This window comes from Serratia sp. EC4 (assembly GCF_059652115.1).
The window spans coordinates 552617-568399 of sequence record NZ_JBNIDE010000003.1 but is presented as its reverse complement, the minus strand read 5'-3'; the positions used below and the strand labels follow the sequence as shown (position 1 = coordinate 568399).

At 61.4% G+C, this 15783-nt stretch carries 11 protein-coding genes; 6 read left to right on the top strand and 5 right to left on the bottom strand.

Annotated features, from left to right (window positions below; all coding sequences use genetic code 11):
• Positions 1-2 precede the first annotated feature (2 nt).
• The 3 genes from cydC to trxB all read right to left on the bottom strand — a co-directional run bounded on the left by cydC (position 3) and on the right by trxB (position 4720).
• Complete coding sequence (cydC, locus tag ACP39K_RS12990) at positions 3-1742, bottom strand: heme ABC transporter ATP-binding protein/permease CydC (protein ID WP_033640821.1); 1740 nt, start codon at positions 1740-1742, stop codon at positions 3-5.
• 2 nt (positions 1743-1744) lie between these two features.
• Positions 1745-3511: a heme ABC transporter permease/ATP-binding protein CydD gene (cydD, locus tag ACP39K_RS12985; RefSeq protein WP_197829191.1), complete on the bottom strand. Its 1767-nt coding sequence runs from the start codon at positions 3509-3511 to the stop codon at positions 1745-1747.
• A gap of 237 nt (positions 3512-3748) precedes the next feature.
• Complete coding sequence (gene trxB / locus ACP39K_RS12980; RefSeq protein ID WP_016928331.1) at positions 3749-4720, bottom strand: thioredoxin-disulfide reductase; 972 nt, start codon at positions 4718-4720, stop codon at positions 3749-3751.
• Positions 4721-5374: 654 nt separating this feature from the next.
• Between trxB and lrp the strand changes: the two genes are divergently transcribed.
• The 5 genes from lrp (at position 5375) to serS (ending at position 13254) form a co-directional block, all read left to right on the top strand.
• Entirely contained in the window at positions 5375-5869 is a 495-nt protein-coding gene (gene lrp / locus ACP39K_RS12975) for a leucine-responsive transcriptional regulator Lrp (protein ID WP_004928318.1), read from the top strand.
• 120 nt (positions 5870-5989) lie between these two features.
• Complete coding sequence (locus ACP39K_RS12970) at positions 5990-9688, top strand: DNA translocase FtsK 4TM domain-containing protein (protein WP_342148932.1); 3699 nt, start codon at positions 5990-5992, stop codon at positions 9686-9688.
• A gap of 198 nt (positions 9689-9886) precedes the next feature.
• The gene (lolA, locus tag ACP39K_RS12965) at positions 9887-10498 is read left to right on the top strand and encodes an outer membrane lipoprotein periplasmic chaperone LolA (RefSeq protein WP_015377319.1); all 612 of its coding nucleotides are present in this window, start codon (positions 9887-9889) and stop codon (positions 10496-10498) included.
• 67 nt (positions 10499-10565) lie between these two features.
• On the top strand, positions 10566-11852 hold the full coding sequence (locus ACP39K_RS12960; RefSeq protein ID WP_048796507.1) for a replication-associated recombination protein A: 1287 nt from the start codon (positions 10566-10568) through the stop codon (positions 11850-11852).
• Positions 11853-11961: 109 nt separating this feature from the next.
• On the top strand, positions 11962-13254 hold the full coding sequence (gene serS, locus ACP39K_RS12955) for a serine--tRNA ligase (RefSeq protein ID WP_016928328.1): 1293 nt from the start codon (positions 11962-11964) through the stop codon (positions 13252-13254).
• Between the two features lie 53 nt (positions 13255-13307).
• Here serS and ACP39K_RS12950 read toward each other — a convergent pair whose 3' ends face one another.
• The gene (locus tag ACP39K_RS12950) at positions 13308-13673 is read right to left on the bottom strand and encodes a DUF1801 domain-containing protein (protein ID WP_089184424.1); all 366 of its coding nucleotides are present in this window, start codon (positions 13671-13673) and stop codon (positions 13308-13310) included.
• A 163-nt stretch (positions 13674-13836) separates the two neighbouring features.
• On the opposite strand from ACP39K_RS12950, the gene ACP39K_RS12945 reads away from it, so the two are divergent.
• Positions 13837-14988: an MFS transporter gene (locus tag ACP39K_RS12945; protein WP_028127990.1), complete on the top strand. Its 1152-nt coding sequence runs from the start codon at positions 13837-13839 to the stop codon at positions 14986-14988.
• Positions 14989-15036: 48 nt separating this feature from the next.
• On the opposite strand, the gene pflA is transcribed toward ACP39K_RS12945, so the two are convergent.
• Positions 15037-15777: a pyruvate formate lyase 1-activating protein gene (gene pflA / locus ACP39K_RS12940; RefSeq protein WP_031299859.1), complete on the bottom strand. Its 741-nt coding sequence runs from the start codon at positions 15775-15777 to the stop codon at positions 15037-15039.
• Between the last annotated feature and the right edge of the window lie 6 nt (positions 15778-15783).

Sequence of the window (15783 nt, the reverse complement as noted above, 5' to 3'; positions counted from 1 at the left end):
GATTACGGCGCCAGGTTGCTGATACGGTTGCGAAAGCGGGCATAGCGGCCCTGCTGGCGCATTAGGGCGGCGTGATCGCCCTGTTCGACAATTTGGCCGTCATCCATTACGCAAATGCGATCGAGATGCTCCAGGCCGTACAGGCGGTGCGTCACCAGGATCAGCGTCTTGCCCTGACAATGCCGGCGCAGCAGCGCCAGGATCTGCTGCTCGGTCTCGGCGTCCAGCCCTTCGGTCGGTTCGTCAAGCAACAGCAGCGGGGCAGGGTGCAGCAGCGCGCGGGCGATGCCCAGCCGGCGCTGTTCGCCGCCGGACAGCTGCCGGCCGCCTTCCCCCAGCCAGGCGTTCAGCCCGCCGTCGCTGTCCAGCAATTTGCCGAGCCCCACCTGCTGCAGCACGTCACTCAGGCGAGCGTCGCCGGCATCCGGTGCGGCCAGCCGCAGGTTTTCCCGCAGCGTATCGCTGAAGATATGCACTCGCTGGCTGACGACCGTGGTCATTCGACGCAGGGTGGTTTCATCATAATCTTCCAGCGGTTCGCCGTTGAGCAGAATTTTTCCGCCGTCGGTGCGCCAGGCGCGGGTCAGCAGCTGCAGCAGGGTGGACTTGCCGCAGCCGGTGCGGCCGAGCAAGGCGATGTGTTCGCCGGCCGCGACTTCGAGCGTGACGTCGCGCAGTACCGGCTGCGGCTGATCGGGGTAGGTGAAACTCAACTGCCGCAGGCTAAGCTGAGCCCGGTCGGCGGCGGCCGGACCGGCGGCGGGGAAGGTGACTTCCGGCTGGCGATCGATGATCTGTTTGACCCGCGTGGCGGAGGCGATCACCTGGCCGAGGTGCTGGAAGGCGCCGGCCACCGGCATCAGCGCTTCGAACGACGCCAGCGCGGCGAAGACAAACAGCGCGATCAGCGCGCCGGGTTGGGTATCGCCGCCGATGCCGGCGGCGGTCAGCCACAGCAGCAGCGTCACCGTCAGCCCGCTGGCGAGGATCATCAGCGCCTGCGCCTTGCCGCTCAGCGAGGCTTGCTGCCACTGGCGGCGTTGCCACCGCTGTTCGGTGGCGTTCAGCGTCTGGCGGAAGTCGTTGACGGCGCCGAACACCACCAGCTCCGCCTGCCCCTGCAGCCAGGCGGTCAGGTCGGTACGGTATTGGCCGCGCAGCGCGGTGAGTTGGCCGCCGATCGGTTTGCCGGCGCGGTAGAACACCGGCGGCACCAGCAGCAACAGCAGCAACAGAATGCCGCCCAACGTCAGGGCGAGCGCAGGATCCAGCCAGCTCAGGCCGTAGGTGACCACCAAGATCACCACCGCCGCGCTGATCAGCGGCGAGATCACCCGCAGATAAAGGTGATCCAGCGTGTCCACGTCCGCCACCAGGCGGTTGAGCAGGTCGGCCTGGCGGAAACGGGCGATGCCGCCCGGCGTCAGCGGCAGGATCTTGCTGAAGGTGAACACCCGCAGGTGCGACAGCACGCGGAAGGTGGCGTCGTGGCTGACCACGCGCTCGGCGTAGCGCCCGGCGGTGCGGAAGATCGCCGCGCCGCGCACGCCGGCGGCCGGCAGCATATAGTTGAAGGTCAGCAGGCCCGCCAATCCGGCCAGCGAAGAGGCGGCCAGGAACCAGCCGGAGAGCGCCAGCAGGCCGATGCTGGCCAGCAGAGTGACGATCGCCAAAAGGATGCCCAGGCTAATCAGCAGGCTATGGCGGCGATACAACGCCAAAAACGGCAGCAAAACGCGCATGATTAAAGCTCCCCGCGGCGGTGGGCGATCAGAGTGGCGAACAGGCCCGGCTGGGCGCTGAGGGTGGCGTAATCGCCCTGTTGCACGATGCGCCCGTTATCCATCACCCAAATCTGATCGTAGTTTTCGGTATCTTCCAACTGGTGCGTCACCAGCAGGGTGGTTTGCTGATGCGAAGCGGCATTCAACGCCTGCATCACCCGTTGTTCGCTATGGGCATCGAGGCTGGCGGCCGGTTCATCCAGCAGCAGCAAGCGGCGCGGGCCGATCAGCGCCCGGGCAACCGCCACGCGCTGCGCCTGGCCGACCGACAGGCGGGCGGCGTTGTCGCCCACTTCGGTGTCGAGCCCCTGCGGCAGATACGGCAACAGTTCGCTGACGTAGGCGAGCTCTACCGCCTGCTGCAGCTGCGCTTCGTCGGCCTGCGGGCAGCCCAGCAGAATATTGGCGCGCAAGGTTTGCGCCGGCAGGTGCGGGTTTTGCCCTACCCAGCTCAACTGTTGCCTCCAGTTTTCTGCGGACAGTTCACGCAGCTCGACGCCGTTGACGGTCAACGAGCCGCGGTAGGGCAGGAAACCGAGCAGCAGATTGAGCAGCGAACTTTTGCCGGCGCCGCTCAGCCCGACCAGCGCTACGCGCTGCTGCGGTTGCAGGGTGAAACTCAGCGGCCCGGCCAGCAACACGCCGTTCGGCGACAGGATTTCCAACGCGTTCGCCTGCAGCGTCAGCGGTTGATCGGCGGGCAGCTGCCGCGTGCCGTTGCCCATCTGCTCGCCTTCGGCGCTGAGGAAGGTTTCCAGCGCTTCCGCCGCACCGACCGCCTGCGCTTTGGCATGGTAGAAGGTGCCGAGATCGCGCAGCGGTTGGAAAAACTCCGGCGCCAGAATCAGCACCAGAAAACCGGAAAACAGCGTTACGCCGAGGCCGTAGCTGCCGAAATTGAGTTCGCCGAGGTAAGAAAAGCCAAAGTACACCGCCACCACGGCGATGGAAATCGAAGCGAAGAATTCCAGCACGCCGGAAGAGAGGAAGGCCATGCGCAGCACTTCCATGGTGCGGCTGCGGAAGTCTTCGGAGGATTTGGCGATCTGCGCGGTTTCGGCTTGCGCGCGGTCGAACAGCCGCAGGGTGTCCAGGCCGCGCAGGCGGTCGAGAAAGTTGCCGCTCAATCGCGCCAGCGCCACGAAGTTGCGGCGGTTGGCGTCGGCGGCCCCCATACCGACCAGCGCCATGAACAGCGGGATCAGCGGCGCGGTCGCCAACAGAATCAAACCGGCGGCCCAATTGATCGGGAAGACGGCGATCAGGATCAGCAGCGGGATGAAGACCGCCAGATACATCTGCGGCAGATAGCGCGAGTAATAGTCCTGCATATCCTCGATCTGCTCGACGATGATGCTGGCCCAACTGCCCGCCGGTTTGCCCTGGATCCAGGCCGGGCCGAGCTGCTGCAGCTTATCCAGCACCTGCTGGCGCATGCGCTGACGGATCACTTGGCCACACAGGAAACCGACCCGCTCCCGCAGCCAGCTCAACAGCGCCCGCAATGCGAATGCGGCGGCCAGCCAGATAAACGAAGGGAGCAGCTGTTCGCGTGGGGTATGTTCGATGATCAGGGCGTGCAGCAGGCTGGCCAGCAGCCACGCCTGCGCCACGATCAGCAGGCCGCTGAACAGCCCCAACAGCATGGAAAGGCGCAGCCAACGCTGCGCCAACGAACTCTGGGTTTTAAGCCAACGGGTTAACTGTTGCTGTCTGGTTTTTTTCATCAGATATGCGTCTGCGTCGCCGGCGCCCGTTTGTTACGGGCTGGGTTAACGTACTGTTAAATAATAGTGTTTGGCGCAATCGGCGACAAACAAGCGAGGTCCCATGTTACCTCGTCACCCGGCAGACTGAAAATAATAAAGCGGGCAAATGTGGCTATAACAGACGCGAGAAGGGGGCGGAGGGGGGAAACAAAAAAAGCGGCTCAAGAGCCGCTTTTTGCCGATGATGAAAACGTCTTAGCAGACTTCTGCGCCGGCGATGCCGTCCAGGTAACGTTCTGCGTCCAGCGCCGCCATACAGCCGGTGCCGGCGGAAGTGATCGCCTGGCGGTAGACGTGATCCATCACGTCGCCTGCGGCGAAGACGCCGGGGATAGTGGTCTGGGTCGCATTGCCGTGAATGCCGGACTGTACCTTGATGTAGCCGTTTTCCAGCTCCAGCTGGCCGCCGAAGATGCCGGTGTTCGGGCTGTGGCCGATAGCGATGAACACGCCGGCCAGTTCCAGTTCACGGGTTTCGTTTTCCGCTTTGGTGCTGCGGATGCGCACGCCGGTCACGCCCATTTCATCGCCCAGCACTTCGTCCAGCGTATGGTCGGTGTGCAACACGATGTTGCCGCTTTTCACTTTTTCCATCAGCCGGTCGATCAGTATCTTTTCTGAGCGGAAGCTGTCGCGACGGTGGATCAGGTGAACCTCGGCGGCGATGTTGGACAGGTACAGCGCTTCTTCAACGGCGGTGTTGCCGCCGCCGACCACCGCGACTTTCTGGTTGCGGTAGAAGAAACCGTCGCAGGTCGCGCAGGCGGAAACGCCTTTGCCCTTGAAGGCGTCTTCGGAAGGCAGGCCAAGGTAGCGGGCGGAGGCGCCGGTCGCGATGATCAGCGCATCGCAGCTGTATTCGCCGCTGTCGCCGAACAGGCGGAACGGACGCTGCTGCAGATCGACGCTGTTGATATGATCGAAGACGATTTCAGTTTGGAACTTCTCCGCGTGCTCGCGCATGCGCTCCATCAGCGCCGGACCGGTCAGGCCGTCGGCGTCGCCCGGCCAGTTTTCCACTTCGGTGGTGGTGGTCAGCTGGCCGCCTTGTTCCAGACCGGTGATCAGCACCGGATTCAGGTTGGCGCGCGCCGCGTAGACGGCGGCGGTGTAACCGGCCGGGCCGGAGCCCAGAATCAGTAATTTGCTATGTTTAGCCGTGCCCATGAATAACCTCTTTATTCCACAATGGCGGACAATGAAGCCGATTGTAGGGAAAATGGCGCAGTAAAAAAAGCGCCGGGCGACGTTGTTAACGATTTGTATGATAGTTGTCGCCTATTAATGCACCCGCTGTCGGCAAATCGTACGCCGAACGCAGAAATTTACCTTATCAAAGCTGCATTCGGCCGCCGAATCGCCAACCGCGCAAAAACGGCGCATTCTGCGGCTTCAGCCGCTCCCCGCCGGGGTTTATCTGCCAGCGATTCATAACCAAAAATGGGATGCAGACTTTTCGTGACGGTACGTTGTTCTGATTTTGCTTCTTTTACTTTGACAATCCGCTGCGCATTTGCGAAAACATCATAGGAAGAAGAAATTATCCCCGTAACACCAGCAAATCGTACGTATTTGCGCCGCGAGGCGGCAATGCGCGATGGGTGTGCGGAGCAGAGCGCGCAAGCGTTTGCTGATTTTTTCTCGACCTAAACGTCGTTACCTGCGTCGCGCGGGGTTGGACAGACAGGCTGCGCGGCGTGGAATGATGGTAGTGAAGAAGCATATGACAGGCATCGGGTCTTCGCTTGGAACGAACCCTTACACATTGACGTTGGCTAGGGTGTGGCAAGTGCACGGAAGAAAATAAGAGAGACAATAATAATGGCAGACAACAAGAAACGCCCGGGTAAAGATCTTGACCGTATCGACCGCAACATCCTGAATGAGCTGCAGAAGGATGGGCGTATTTCGAACGTCGAGCTTTCGAAGCGCGTGGGGTTATCCCCGACACCATGTTTGGAACGCGTGCGCCGTCTTGAGCGCCAGGGTTTCATTCATGGCTATACCGCATTGCTTAACCCGCATTATCTGGATGCGTCCCTGCTGGTTTTCGTGGAGATCACGCTGAACCGCGGCGCGCCGGATGTGTTTGAGCAATTCAACTCGGCAGTGCAGAAGCTTGAAGAGATTCAGGAGTGTCATCTGGTTTCCGGCGATTTCGACTACCTGTTGAAAACCCGCGTACCGGATATGTCGGCTTACCGCAAATTGCTGGGCGAAACCTTGCTGCGTTTGCCGGGGGTTAACGACACCCGTACCTACGTAGTGATGGAAGAAGTGAAACAGAGTAACCGTCTGGTTATCAAAACACGGTAAGGTGCAGGTGCAAAACCTGATTAAATTGGTTACACTCCTGTTTATTCATACAGTTTCGGCGCCGGGGCAGTTTCTCGGCGCTGTTGCTATGTCAGCTAACAGGAACCTGGAGAGCCTTTCTTGAGCCAGGAATATACAGAAGATAAAGAAGTTACCCTGAAAAGACTCAGCAGTGGCCGGCGTTTGCTGGAAGCTGTGCTTATCGTGGTAGCGATTTTTGCCGTTTACCTCATGGCTGCGCTGGTCAGTTTCAATCCGTCTGACCCAAGCTGGTCGCAGACCGCGTGGCATGAGCCGATTCACAATCTGGGCGGCGGTGTCGGGGCCTGGTTGGCCGATACGCTGTTCTTCACCTTCGGGGTGCTCGCCTACGCGATACCGCCGATCATGCTGGTCTTGTGCTGGGCGGCTTATCGCCAACGCAGCAACAGAGACTACATCGACTATTTCGCGCTTTCCCTGCGCCTGATCGGCACCCTGGCGTTAGTGCTCACCTCCTGCGGGCTGGCGGCGCTGAACGTCGACGATCTCTATTACTTCGCTTCCGGCGGCGTGATCGGCAGCCTGCTGAGCAACGCCATGTTGCCGTGGTTCAACGGCATCGGCGCTACGCTGGCGCTGTTGTGCGTATGGGCGGCGGGGTTGACGCTGTTTACCGGCTGGTCCTGGCTGGTGATCGCCGAGAAGATCGGCGGGGCGGTGCTGGGCGTCGCGACGGTGATGACCAATCGCTCACGTCGCGAAGAGCGCTATTTTGAGGATGACGAGCGTTACGTTGACGACGAGCCTGAGCAGGCAGGGAAGGGTGCCGCCGCAGCGGTTGCCGCGACCGCCGCCGGAGCCGCGGCCGCCGATGACGACGTGCTGTTCTCCGCGCCTTCGGTCACCGAAAGCGCCAAAGCGGCAGAAGAAGATGCCGCCGATCCGTTGCTCAGCGGCCTGCGCGCCGACGATGGCGAGCTTGAAGCGGAAGCCGCACCCATCGCGCCGGCGGCTTCGCCTGCACCGGCGGTGAAGGCAGAGATCCACGAGCCCGTTGCAGCGCCGATCGCCACACAGGCTCCGTCGGTAACGGTGGCGCCGGCCGCGCCGGCCTCTGTCAATCAGCACCCGGTGAGCGCCCCGGCGCAAGACGCTACGCCGCCGCTGTATTCCTTCGAGATCCCGGAAGAAACGCCTGCGCCTAAGGCGACGCGTCCTGTCGATCCTTATCAGGATGACGATGAGCCGCGCCTCGGCAACTGGCAAGAGCCGGCCGCGCCGCAACCGCCGGCGCGTTCTCCCTTTGATTTTACCGCCGCACAGCGTGACAGCGTCGACATCGGCAGTTCGAACGGTTTCAGCGCCACCGGCGCCAAACCGCAGCCGGATACGGCGGCAGCCGCTGCTGCTGCGGGCGTCGCAGCGGCGACCTTTATGCCGGCCTTCACGGCGACCAGTGACGGCAATCCGCAGGTTAAGCAGGGCATCGGCCCTGAACTGCCGCGGCCGAATCCGGTGCGCATCCCGACCCGTCGCGAACTGGCTTCCTACGGCATCAAGCTGCCTTCGCAGCGTGCGGCCGAACAGGAACAGCGCCAGACAGAGGCGGAGCCTCAGCAGCCGGCGGCGGTGAACCCGCAGGATGAAGAGGCGCTACAGGAAGCCGCGCTGCGTCAGGCGTTTGCCGAGCAGCAAAGCCAGCGCTATGGCGAAAGCTACGCGCCGGAGCAGGATGATGAACAGGCTCAGCAGGAGGCTGAGCTGAGCAAAGCGTTCGCCGAGCAACAGAGCCAGCGTTACGGCGAAGATCAGCAGGACGACGAAGAGGCGCGGCAAGAGGCCGCGCTGCGTCAGGCGTTTGCCGAGCAGCAGCAGGCGCGCTACGGCCAGCAAGCATCTGCTCCGCAGGCGCCGGCCGCCAGCCCGATCGATACCCGCAATGCTTTCAGCTTCTCGCCGATGGCGGATCTGGTGGACGATGGCCCGAGCGAGCCGATGTTCACGCTGTCCCCGCAGCTTGAAGAGCGCATTGAACAGCAAAGCGAGCAAGAGGACGATGTGCCGTTCGGTCAGTTTGAGCAGGCGGCGCCGGCTGCCCAACCTCAGCAATCGCACCCGCAGCCTCAACAATACCAGCAGCCGCAGCAACAGCAGTATCAACAGCCGTCGCCGCAGCAATATCAGCAGCCGCAGCAACAGCAATATCAACAGCCGTCGCAGCAGCAATATCAGCAGCCACAGCAACCGGCGCAGCAGCAGCCTCAGCAAGCTCAGGCAGAGCAACATCCTGCGATGGACAGTCTGATTCACCCGTTCCTGATGCGCAACGATCAGCCGCTGCAGAAGCCGACCACGCCGCTGCCGACGCTGGATCTGTTGACCGAGGCGCCGAAAGAGGTGGAGCCGGTCGATTCCTTCGCGCTGGAACAGAAGGCGCGCCTGGTGGAGGCCAGCCTGGCCGATTACCGCGTGAAAGCCGACGTGGTGGACATCCTGCCGGGGCCGGTCATCACCCGCTTCGAGCTGGATCTGGCGCCGGGCGTTAAAGCGGCGCGCATTTCCAACCTGTCGCGCGATCTGGCGCGCTCGCTGTCGACTTCGGCGGTGCGCGTGGTGGAAGTGATCCCCGGCAAGCCTTATGTCGGTCTGGAGCTGCCGAACGCCAAACGGCAAACGGTGTATCTGCGTGAAGTGCTGGATTGCCCGGCTTTCCGTGACAATCCGTCGCCGCTGTCCATCGTATTGGGTAAAGACATCTCCGGCGAACCGGTCGTGGCCGATCTGGGCAAAATGCCGCACTTGCTGGTTGCCGGTACCACCGGTTCCGGTAAGTCGGTCGGGGTCAACGCCATGATCCTGAGCATCTTGTATAAGGCCACGCCGAAAGAGGTGCGCTTTATCATGATCGACCCGAAAATGCTGGAACTGTCGGTTTACGAAGGCATTCCACACCTGTTGACCGACGTGGTCACCGACATGAAAGACGCCGCCAACGCGCTGCGCTGGTGCGTGGGTGAAATGGAACGCCGCTACAAGCTGATGTCTGCCCTGGGCGTGCGTAACCTGGCCGGCTACAACGAGCGCGTCGATCAGGCCGAAGCGATGGGGCGCCCGATCCCGGATCCATTCTGGAAGCCGACCGACAGCATGGACATCACGCCACCGGTGTTGGAGAAAGAGCCGTACATCGTAGTGATGGTCGACGAATTCGCCGATCTGATCATGACGGTCGGCAAGAAGGTCGAAGAGCTGATCGCTCGCCTGGCGCAAAAAGCGCGTGCGGCGGGTATCCACCTGGTGCTGGCGACCCAGCGTCCGTCGGTGGATGTGATCACCGGCCTGATCAAGGCCAACATTCCGACGCGCATCGCCTTTACCGTGTCGAGCAAGATCGACTCCCGCACCATCCTCGATCAGGGGGGCGCCGAGTCCTTGCTGGGCATGGGTGACATGCTCTATCTGGCGCCGAACTCCTCGATCCCGGTGCGCGTGCATGGCGCATTCGTGCGCGATCAGGAAGTGCACGCGGTGGTCAAGGATTGGAAAGCGCGCGAGCGGCCCCAATATAAAGAGGGCATTCTCAGCGGCGGCGAAGACGGCGAGGGCGGTGCCGGCGGCGGCATGGACGGCGACGAAGAGCTGGATCCGCTGTTTGACCAGGCGGTGGATTTCGTGGTGGATAAACGCCGCGCCTCCATCTCCGGCGTACAGCGCCAGTTCCGCATCGGCTATAACCGCGCGGCGCGCATCATCGAACAGATGGAGGCGCAGGGCATCGTCAGCGAGCAGGGGCATAACGGCAACCGCGAGGTGCTGGCGCCGCCGCGGCACGATTGATGGTCGTTTAGCCATTGCAATTTAATAAGAAAGGGCCGCTTAAGCGGCCCTTGTGCAAAGAAGCGTAAACCCGTTTCTTCTCGGAACATTGGCCTACCGGCCGATCGCTGGCTTCAGGTAAAGTAACGGGAGTAAAGGGTTGATTGGCCCGCACGGCGTCGCCCTGCGGTTAACGCATTTCATAAGGTATCTGGAATAATGAAAAAACTGTTAGTTGCCTGCTGTCTGCTTTCGGGATTCGCTTCTACCTCCGTGCTGGCCGACGCCGCACAGGATCTGCAAAGTCGCCTGGCGAAGGTGAACAGTTTCCACGCCAGCTTCTCGCAAACCGTGACCAGCGCCGAAGGCGCCGCGGTGCAACAGGGTGAAGGCGAGCTGTGGGTGAAGCGGCCGAACCTGTTCAACTGGCACATGACGTCACCCGATGAGAGCGTGCTGGTCTCCGATGGTCAAACCCTGTGGTTTTACAATCCGTTCGTCGAGCAGGTGACGGCGACCTGGCTGAAGAACGCCACCGGCAATACGCCGTTTATGCTGATCACCCGCAATAACGCCAGCGACTGGAAACAGTACAACGTGAAGCAAAAGGGCGATGATTTTGAATTAACGCCAAAATCCGCCAGCGGCAACCTGAAGCAATTCGCCATCAGCGTGACCAACAGCGGCACCATCCGCAGCTTCGCCGCGGTGGAGCAGGATGGCCAGCGTAGTGCTTATACGCTGAAAAGCCAGCAGAACGTCGCCGCCGATCCGGCCAAATTCAAATTTACCCCGCCGAAGGGGGTGACGCTGGACGACCAGCGCCAGTGAGGTGCAAGTGAGTAATAATCTGTCGCTCGATTTTTCCCAGAACGAGTTCCAGCCGTTGGCCGCGCGCATGCGGCCGACCACGCTGGCGCAGTATATCGGCCAGCAACACCTGCTGGCCGCCGGCAAGCCGCTGCCGCGCGCCATTGAGGCCGGGCAACTGCACTCGATGATTTTATGGGGGCCGCCGGGCACCGGGAAGACGACGTTGGCAGAGCTGATCGGCCGTTATGGCCAGGCGGATGTCGAACGGATCTCTGCCGTGACCTCCGGCATCAAGGAGATCCGCGAGGCGATTGAGCGGGCGCGGCAAAACCGCGACGCCGGCCGCCGCACCATCCTGTTCGTCGACGAAGTGCACCGCTTTAACAAAAGCCAGCAGGACGCTTTCCTGCCGCATATCGAAGACGGCACCATCACCTTTATCGGCGCCACCACCGAAAACCCGTCGTTCGAACTGAACTCGGCGCTGTTGTCCCGCGCCCGCGTTTACCTGCTGAAGGCGCTGACCGCCGAAGATATCGGCCAGGTGCTGGATCAGGCGATGAGCGACAAGGCGCGCGGCTTTGGCAATCAGAACGTCGAGCTGCCCGCGGAAACGCGCCGCCTGCTGTCGGAGTTGGTGGGCGGCGATGCGCGCCGGGCGCTGAACAGCCTGGAAATGATGGCGGACATGGCGGAGATCGATGCCAAAGGCGTGCGGGTGCTGACGCCGGAGTTGCTGAAAGAGGTGTCGGGCGAGCGCAGCGCGCGCTTCGACAACAAGGGCGACCGTTATTACGACCTGATTTCCGCGCTGCATAAATCAGTGCGCGGTTCGGCGCCGGACGCCGCGCTGTACTGGTATGCGCGCATCATTACCGCCGGCGGCGATCCGCTCTATGTGGCGCGCCGTCTGTTGGCGATTGCCTCTGAAGACGTGGGCAACGCCGATCCGCGCGGCATGCAGGTGGCGATCGCCGCCTGGGATTGCTTCACCCGCGTGGGGCCGGCCGAGGGCGAACGCGCCATCGCGCAGGCGATTGTTTACCTGGCCTGCGCGCCGAAAAGCAATGCGGTTTACACCGCGTTCAAGGCCGCCATGCGCGATGCCAAAGAGCAGGCCGATTATGACGTGCCGGAGCACCTGCGCAACGCGCCGACCAAGCTGATGAAGGAGATGGGGCTGGGGGCGGAATACCGTTACGCCCACGACGAACCCAACGCCTACGCCGCCGGTGAGAACTATTTCCCGCCCGAAATGGCCCATACGCGCTACTACCAACCGACCTCGCGCGGGCTGGAAGGGAAAATCGGCGAAAAGTTGGCATGGCTGGCTGAGCAGGATCAAAATAGCCCGACAAAACGCTACCGCTAGCGTGGCCGTTGCGGTAAGGTTAGCGGGTATCACTCTTCTTTTATGCGGCTATAAATCAGCCGCATAGAACAACAACACTTCTTTCAATAACAACAAGCACAGGATTAGCATGCTCGATCCCAATCTGCTGCGTAATGAGCTAGACGCAGTCGCCGTCAAACTGGCTCGCCGAGGCTTTAAACTCGATCTGGATCTGCTGCGTTCGCAGGAAGAACGCCGCAAAGTTCTGCAGGTAGAAACTGAAACGCTGCAAGCGGAACGCAACTCCCGATCGAAATCCATCGGCGCGGCCAAAGCGCGTGGGGAAGACATCGAGCCGCTGCGTCGCGAAGTGAACGAGCTGGGTGACAAGCTGGATGCCGCCAAGGCGGCGCTGGATGCGCTGCAAAGCGAGATCCGCGATTACGCTCTGACGCTGCCTAACCTGCCGGACGACGCGGTGCCGGATGGTAAAGACGACAGCGAAAACCTGGAAGTCACCCGCTGGGGCGAACCGCGCCAGTACGACTTCGCGGTGCGCGATCACGTCGATCTGGGCGAAATGGCCGGCGGGCTTGATTTTGCCGCCGCGGTTAAGCTGACCGGTTCGCGTTTCGTGGTCATGAAAGGGCAAATCGCCCGCATGCACCGCGCGCTGTCCCAGTTCATGCTGGATCTGCACACCGAGCAGCACGGCTACCTGGAGGCCTACGTACCTTATCTGGTCAACCACGCCACGCTGTATGGCACCGGCCAACTGCCGAAGTTCGGCGAAGATCTGTTCCATACCCGCCCGCTGGAAGAAGAAGCCGACAGCAGCAACTACGCGCTGATCCCAACGGCGGAAGTGCCGCTGACCAACCTGGTGCGCGACGAGATCGTGGAAGAGGAAACTCTGCCGCTGAAGATGACCGCGCACACGCCATGCTTCCGTGCGGAAGCCGGTTCTTACGGTCGCGATACCCGCGGTTTGATCCGCATGCACCAGTTCGACAAGGTCGAGATGGTGCAGATCGTCCGTCCGGAAGATTCGATGGATGCCCTGGAAGAGCTGACCGGCCACGCGGAAAAAGTGCTGCAGCTGCTGAACCTGCCTTACCGCAAGGTGCTGCTGTGCACCGGCGATATGGGCTTCGGCGCATGCAAGACCTACGATCTGGAAGTGTGGCTGCCGGCGCAGAACACCTATCGCGAGATCTCGTCCTGCTCCAACATGTGGGACTTCCAGGCGCGTCGCATGCAGGCGCGTTGCCGCAGCAAGGCCGACAAGAAGCCGCGTCTGGTTCACACGCTGAACGGCTCCGGCCTGGCGGTCGGCCGTACGCTGGTGGCGGTGCTGGAAAACTACCAGCAGGCCGACGGTCGCATTCAGGTGCCTGAAGTGCTGCGTCCTTATATGGGCGGCCTGGAATACATCGGCTAAACGGCAAGCTACGAGAAAAAAGCGCCTGCGGGCGCTTTTTTTATGTCGAGAATTCAGTCTGTCGCCAGCGCGTAGGCCTGTTTAATGTAGTCCGCCAGATGCTTGCTTTTCACCTCGGCGAGCGAGTGGAGCTTGATGTGCCGCCGATATTGGCCGTTGCCTTCAAGTTGCTGATAGCGATCTTCCAGTCGGTGCCCTTGGCCGAATTCCACCGTGACGTGACTGCGGTAGGCGAAAACGCCGCAGAAAAATTGAGTATGCGAGAACATGATGCCGCCGTATTTGACCGATTCGGTGACGCCACTGCCGCTTGTCGCGGCGATCCGACGTACCTGCTGCACAATGGCCAGCAGCTCATCGTGCGTGCTGCCGATGTCCGCCAGCAGGGTCTCTACCGCCGCATTATTTGCCTGACTCATCTCGCTTCTCCGTCGTTAAATTCGCTCTGCGCTGAGCATAGCGCTTTTCCAGCCGATTAGCCGGAAACAAATCGTGCGCTGGAATGATAAGAGGCGATTGACTTTTTTATCGCCAGTGGCATGATGCGCGCACTCTCATTGCGCGTTCGGTCACAATTTCACTATGTCCGCATACTCCCGCCCAGTGCTCCTATTGCTCTGCGGCCTTTTGCTGCTCACGGTATCCATTGCCGTTTTGAATACGTTAGTGCCGCTTTGGTTAACCCATGCCCAGCTGTCAACCTGGCAGGTGGGCATGGTCAGTTCCTCTTATTTCAGCGGTAACCTGTTGGGCACGTTGGTGGCGGGCAGACTGATCCAGCGCGTCGGCTTTACCCGCAGCTATCATCTTTCTTGTCTGGTGTTCGCCGCGGCGACCGCCGGCATGGTGCTGTCGATCGATTTCTGGAGCTGGCTGGGCTGGCGCTTCTTCGCCGGCGTCGGTTGCGCCTGGATCTGGGTGATCGTGGAGAGCGCGCTGTTGCGCAGCGGTAACCTGAGCAACCGTGGCCAGCTGCTGGCGGCCTATATGATAGTCTATTACCTCGGTACGGTGACCGGCCAATTGCTGTTGAGCATGACCTCGACCGAATTGCTGCACGTGGTGCCGTGGGTGACCGCCATTGTGATCAGCGCGATGTTGCCAATGCTGTTCGCGCGGGTCAACCGCCATGAAGACGAGCCGCAGCAGGCGGCAGTATGGACAATGTTGAGACGCCGCAGCGCGCGCCTCGGCATCAACGGCTGCATCATCTCCGGCATCGTGCTCGGTTCGCTGTATGGCCTGATGCCGCTGTATCTCTCCCATCAGGGCATGAGTGACGCCAACGTGGGTTACTGGATGGCGCTGCTGGTCAGCTCCGGCATCGTCGGGCAATGGCCGGTCGGGCGCCTGGCCGATCGTTACGGGCGCCTGCTGGTGCTGCGCATTCAGGTGTTCGTGGTGATCCTCGCCAGCGTGGCGATGCTCGGCAACTACGCCATGGCGCCTTCGTTGTTCATCCTCGGCTGCGCTGGCTTTACCCTTTACCCGGTGGCGATGTCCTGGGCCTGCGAGAAGGCAATGCCGCACGAACTGGTGGCGATGAACCAGGCGCTGCTGATGAGTTACACCATCGGCAGCCTGCTGGGCCCATCGATGACGGCGCTGCTGATGCAAAACTACTCCGATCGCGTGCTGTTCGTGATGATCGCCGCCGTGGCGCTGGTTTACCTGCTGATGCTGCTGAAAAAGCAGAAGCCGGATCGCCACCACACGCCGTTCGCCGCCGCCTGAGCATAAAAAAACCGGCCATGAGCCGGTTTTTCTTTTGGCGTGCGCCAATCAGTAAATCACTTTGTGGCCGTAGCTTTCCAGGATGCCTTTGACGCGATCCATGGTCTCGGCCTTCGGCGGATGTACGCCGTCCAGTTTGTACTCTTCCCCCATCGCTATCCATTTGTGCTTGCCCAGCTCGTGGTAAGGCAGCAGCTCGATTTTCTCGATGTTGGTCATGTCTTTGGTGAACTCGCCCAGCAGGTGCGCCGATTTATCGTCGTCTGACCAGCCCGGCACCACCACGTAACGGATCCAGGTGCGCTGGTTGCGTTTCGCCAGATAGCGGGCGAATTCCAGCGTGCGGTGGTTGGAGACGCCGACCAGATTCTGGTGGATCTCGTCGTTCATCTGTTTCAGATCCAGCATCACCAGATCGGTGGTGTCCAGCAATTCGTCGATCACCGGATCGTAGCGGCGCACGAAGCCATTGGTGTCCAGGCAGGTGTTGATGCCTTCGGCATGGCAGGCGCGGAACCAGTCGCGCACGAATTCAGCCTGCAGGATCGCCTCGCCGCCGGACGCGGTCACGCCACCGCCGGAAGCGTTCATGAAGTGGCGGTAGGCCACCGCGTCTTTCATCAGCTCTTCGACGGTCACTTCTTTGCCGCCGTGGGTGTCCCAGGTGTCACGGTTATGGCAATAGAGGCAGCGCATCAGGCAGCCCTGGAAGAAGACGATAAAGCGGATCCCGGGCCCATCGACGGTGCCGCAGGATTCGAAGGAGTGGATGCGACCAGTTACTGACATTGCGGG

Excerpts from the sequence above, each read along its gene's own strand:
- cydC (WP_033640821.1), bottom strand. The coding sequence starts at position 1,742 with ATGCGCGTTTTGCTGCCGTTTTTGGCGTTGTATCGCCGCCATAGCCTG.
- cydD (WP_197829191.1), bottom strand. The coding sequence starts at position 3,511 with ATGAAAAAAACCAGACAGCAACAGTTAACCCGTTGGCTTAAAACCCAG.
- trxB (WP_016928331.1), bottom strand. The coding sequence starts at position 4,720 with ATGGGCACGGCTAAACATAGCAAATTACTGATTCTGGGCTCCGGCCCG.
- lrp (WP_004928318.1), top strand. The coding sequence starts at position 5,375 with ATGGCAGACAACAAGAAACGCCCGGGTAAAGATCTTGACCGTATCGAC.
- lolA (WP_015377319.1), top strand. The coding sequence starts at position 9,887 with ATGAAAAAACTGTTAGTTGCCTGCTGTCTGCTTTCGGGATTCGCTTCT.
- ACP39K_RS12960 (WP_048796507.1), top strand. The coding sequence starts at position 10,566 with ATGCGGCCGACCACGCTGGCGCAGTATATCGGCCAGCAACACCTGCTG.
- serS (WP_016928328.1), top strand. The coding sequence starts at position 11,962 with ATGCTCGATCCCAATCTGCTGCGTAATGAGCTAGACGCAGTCGCCGTC.
- ACP39K_RS12950 (WP_089184424.1), bottom strand. The coding sequence starts at position 13,673 with ATGAGTCAGGCAAATAATGCGGCGGTAGAGACCCTGCTGGCGGACATC.
- ACP39K_RS12945 (WP_028127990.1), top strand. The coding sequence starts at position 13,837 with ATGTCCGCATACTCCCGCCCAGTGCTCCTATTGCTCTGCGGCCTTTTG.
- pflA (WP_031299859.1), bottom strand. The coding sequence starts at position 15,777 with ATGTCAGTAACTGGTCGCATCCACTCCTTCGAATCCTGCGGCACCGTC.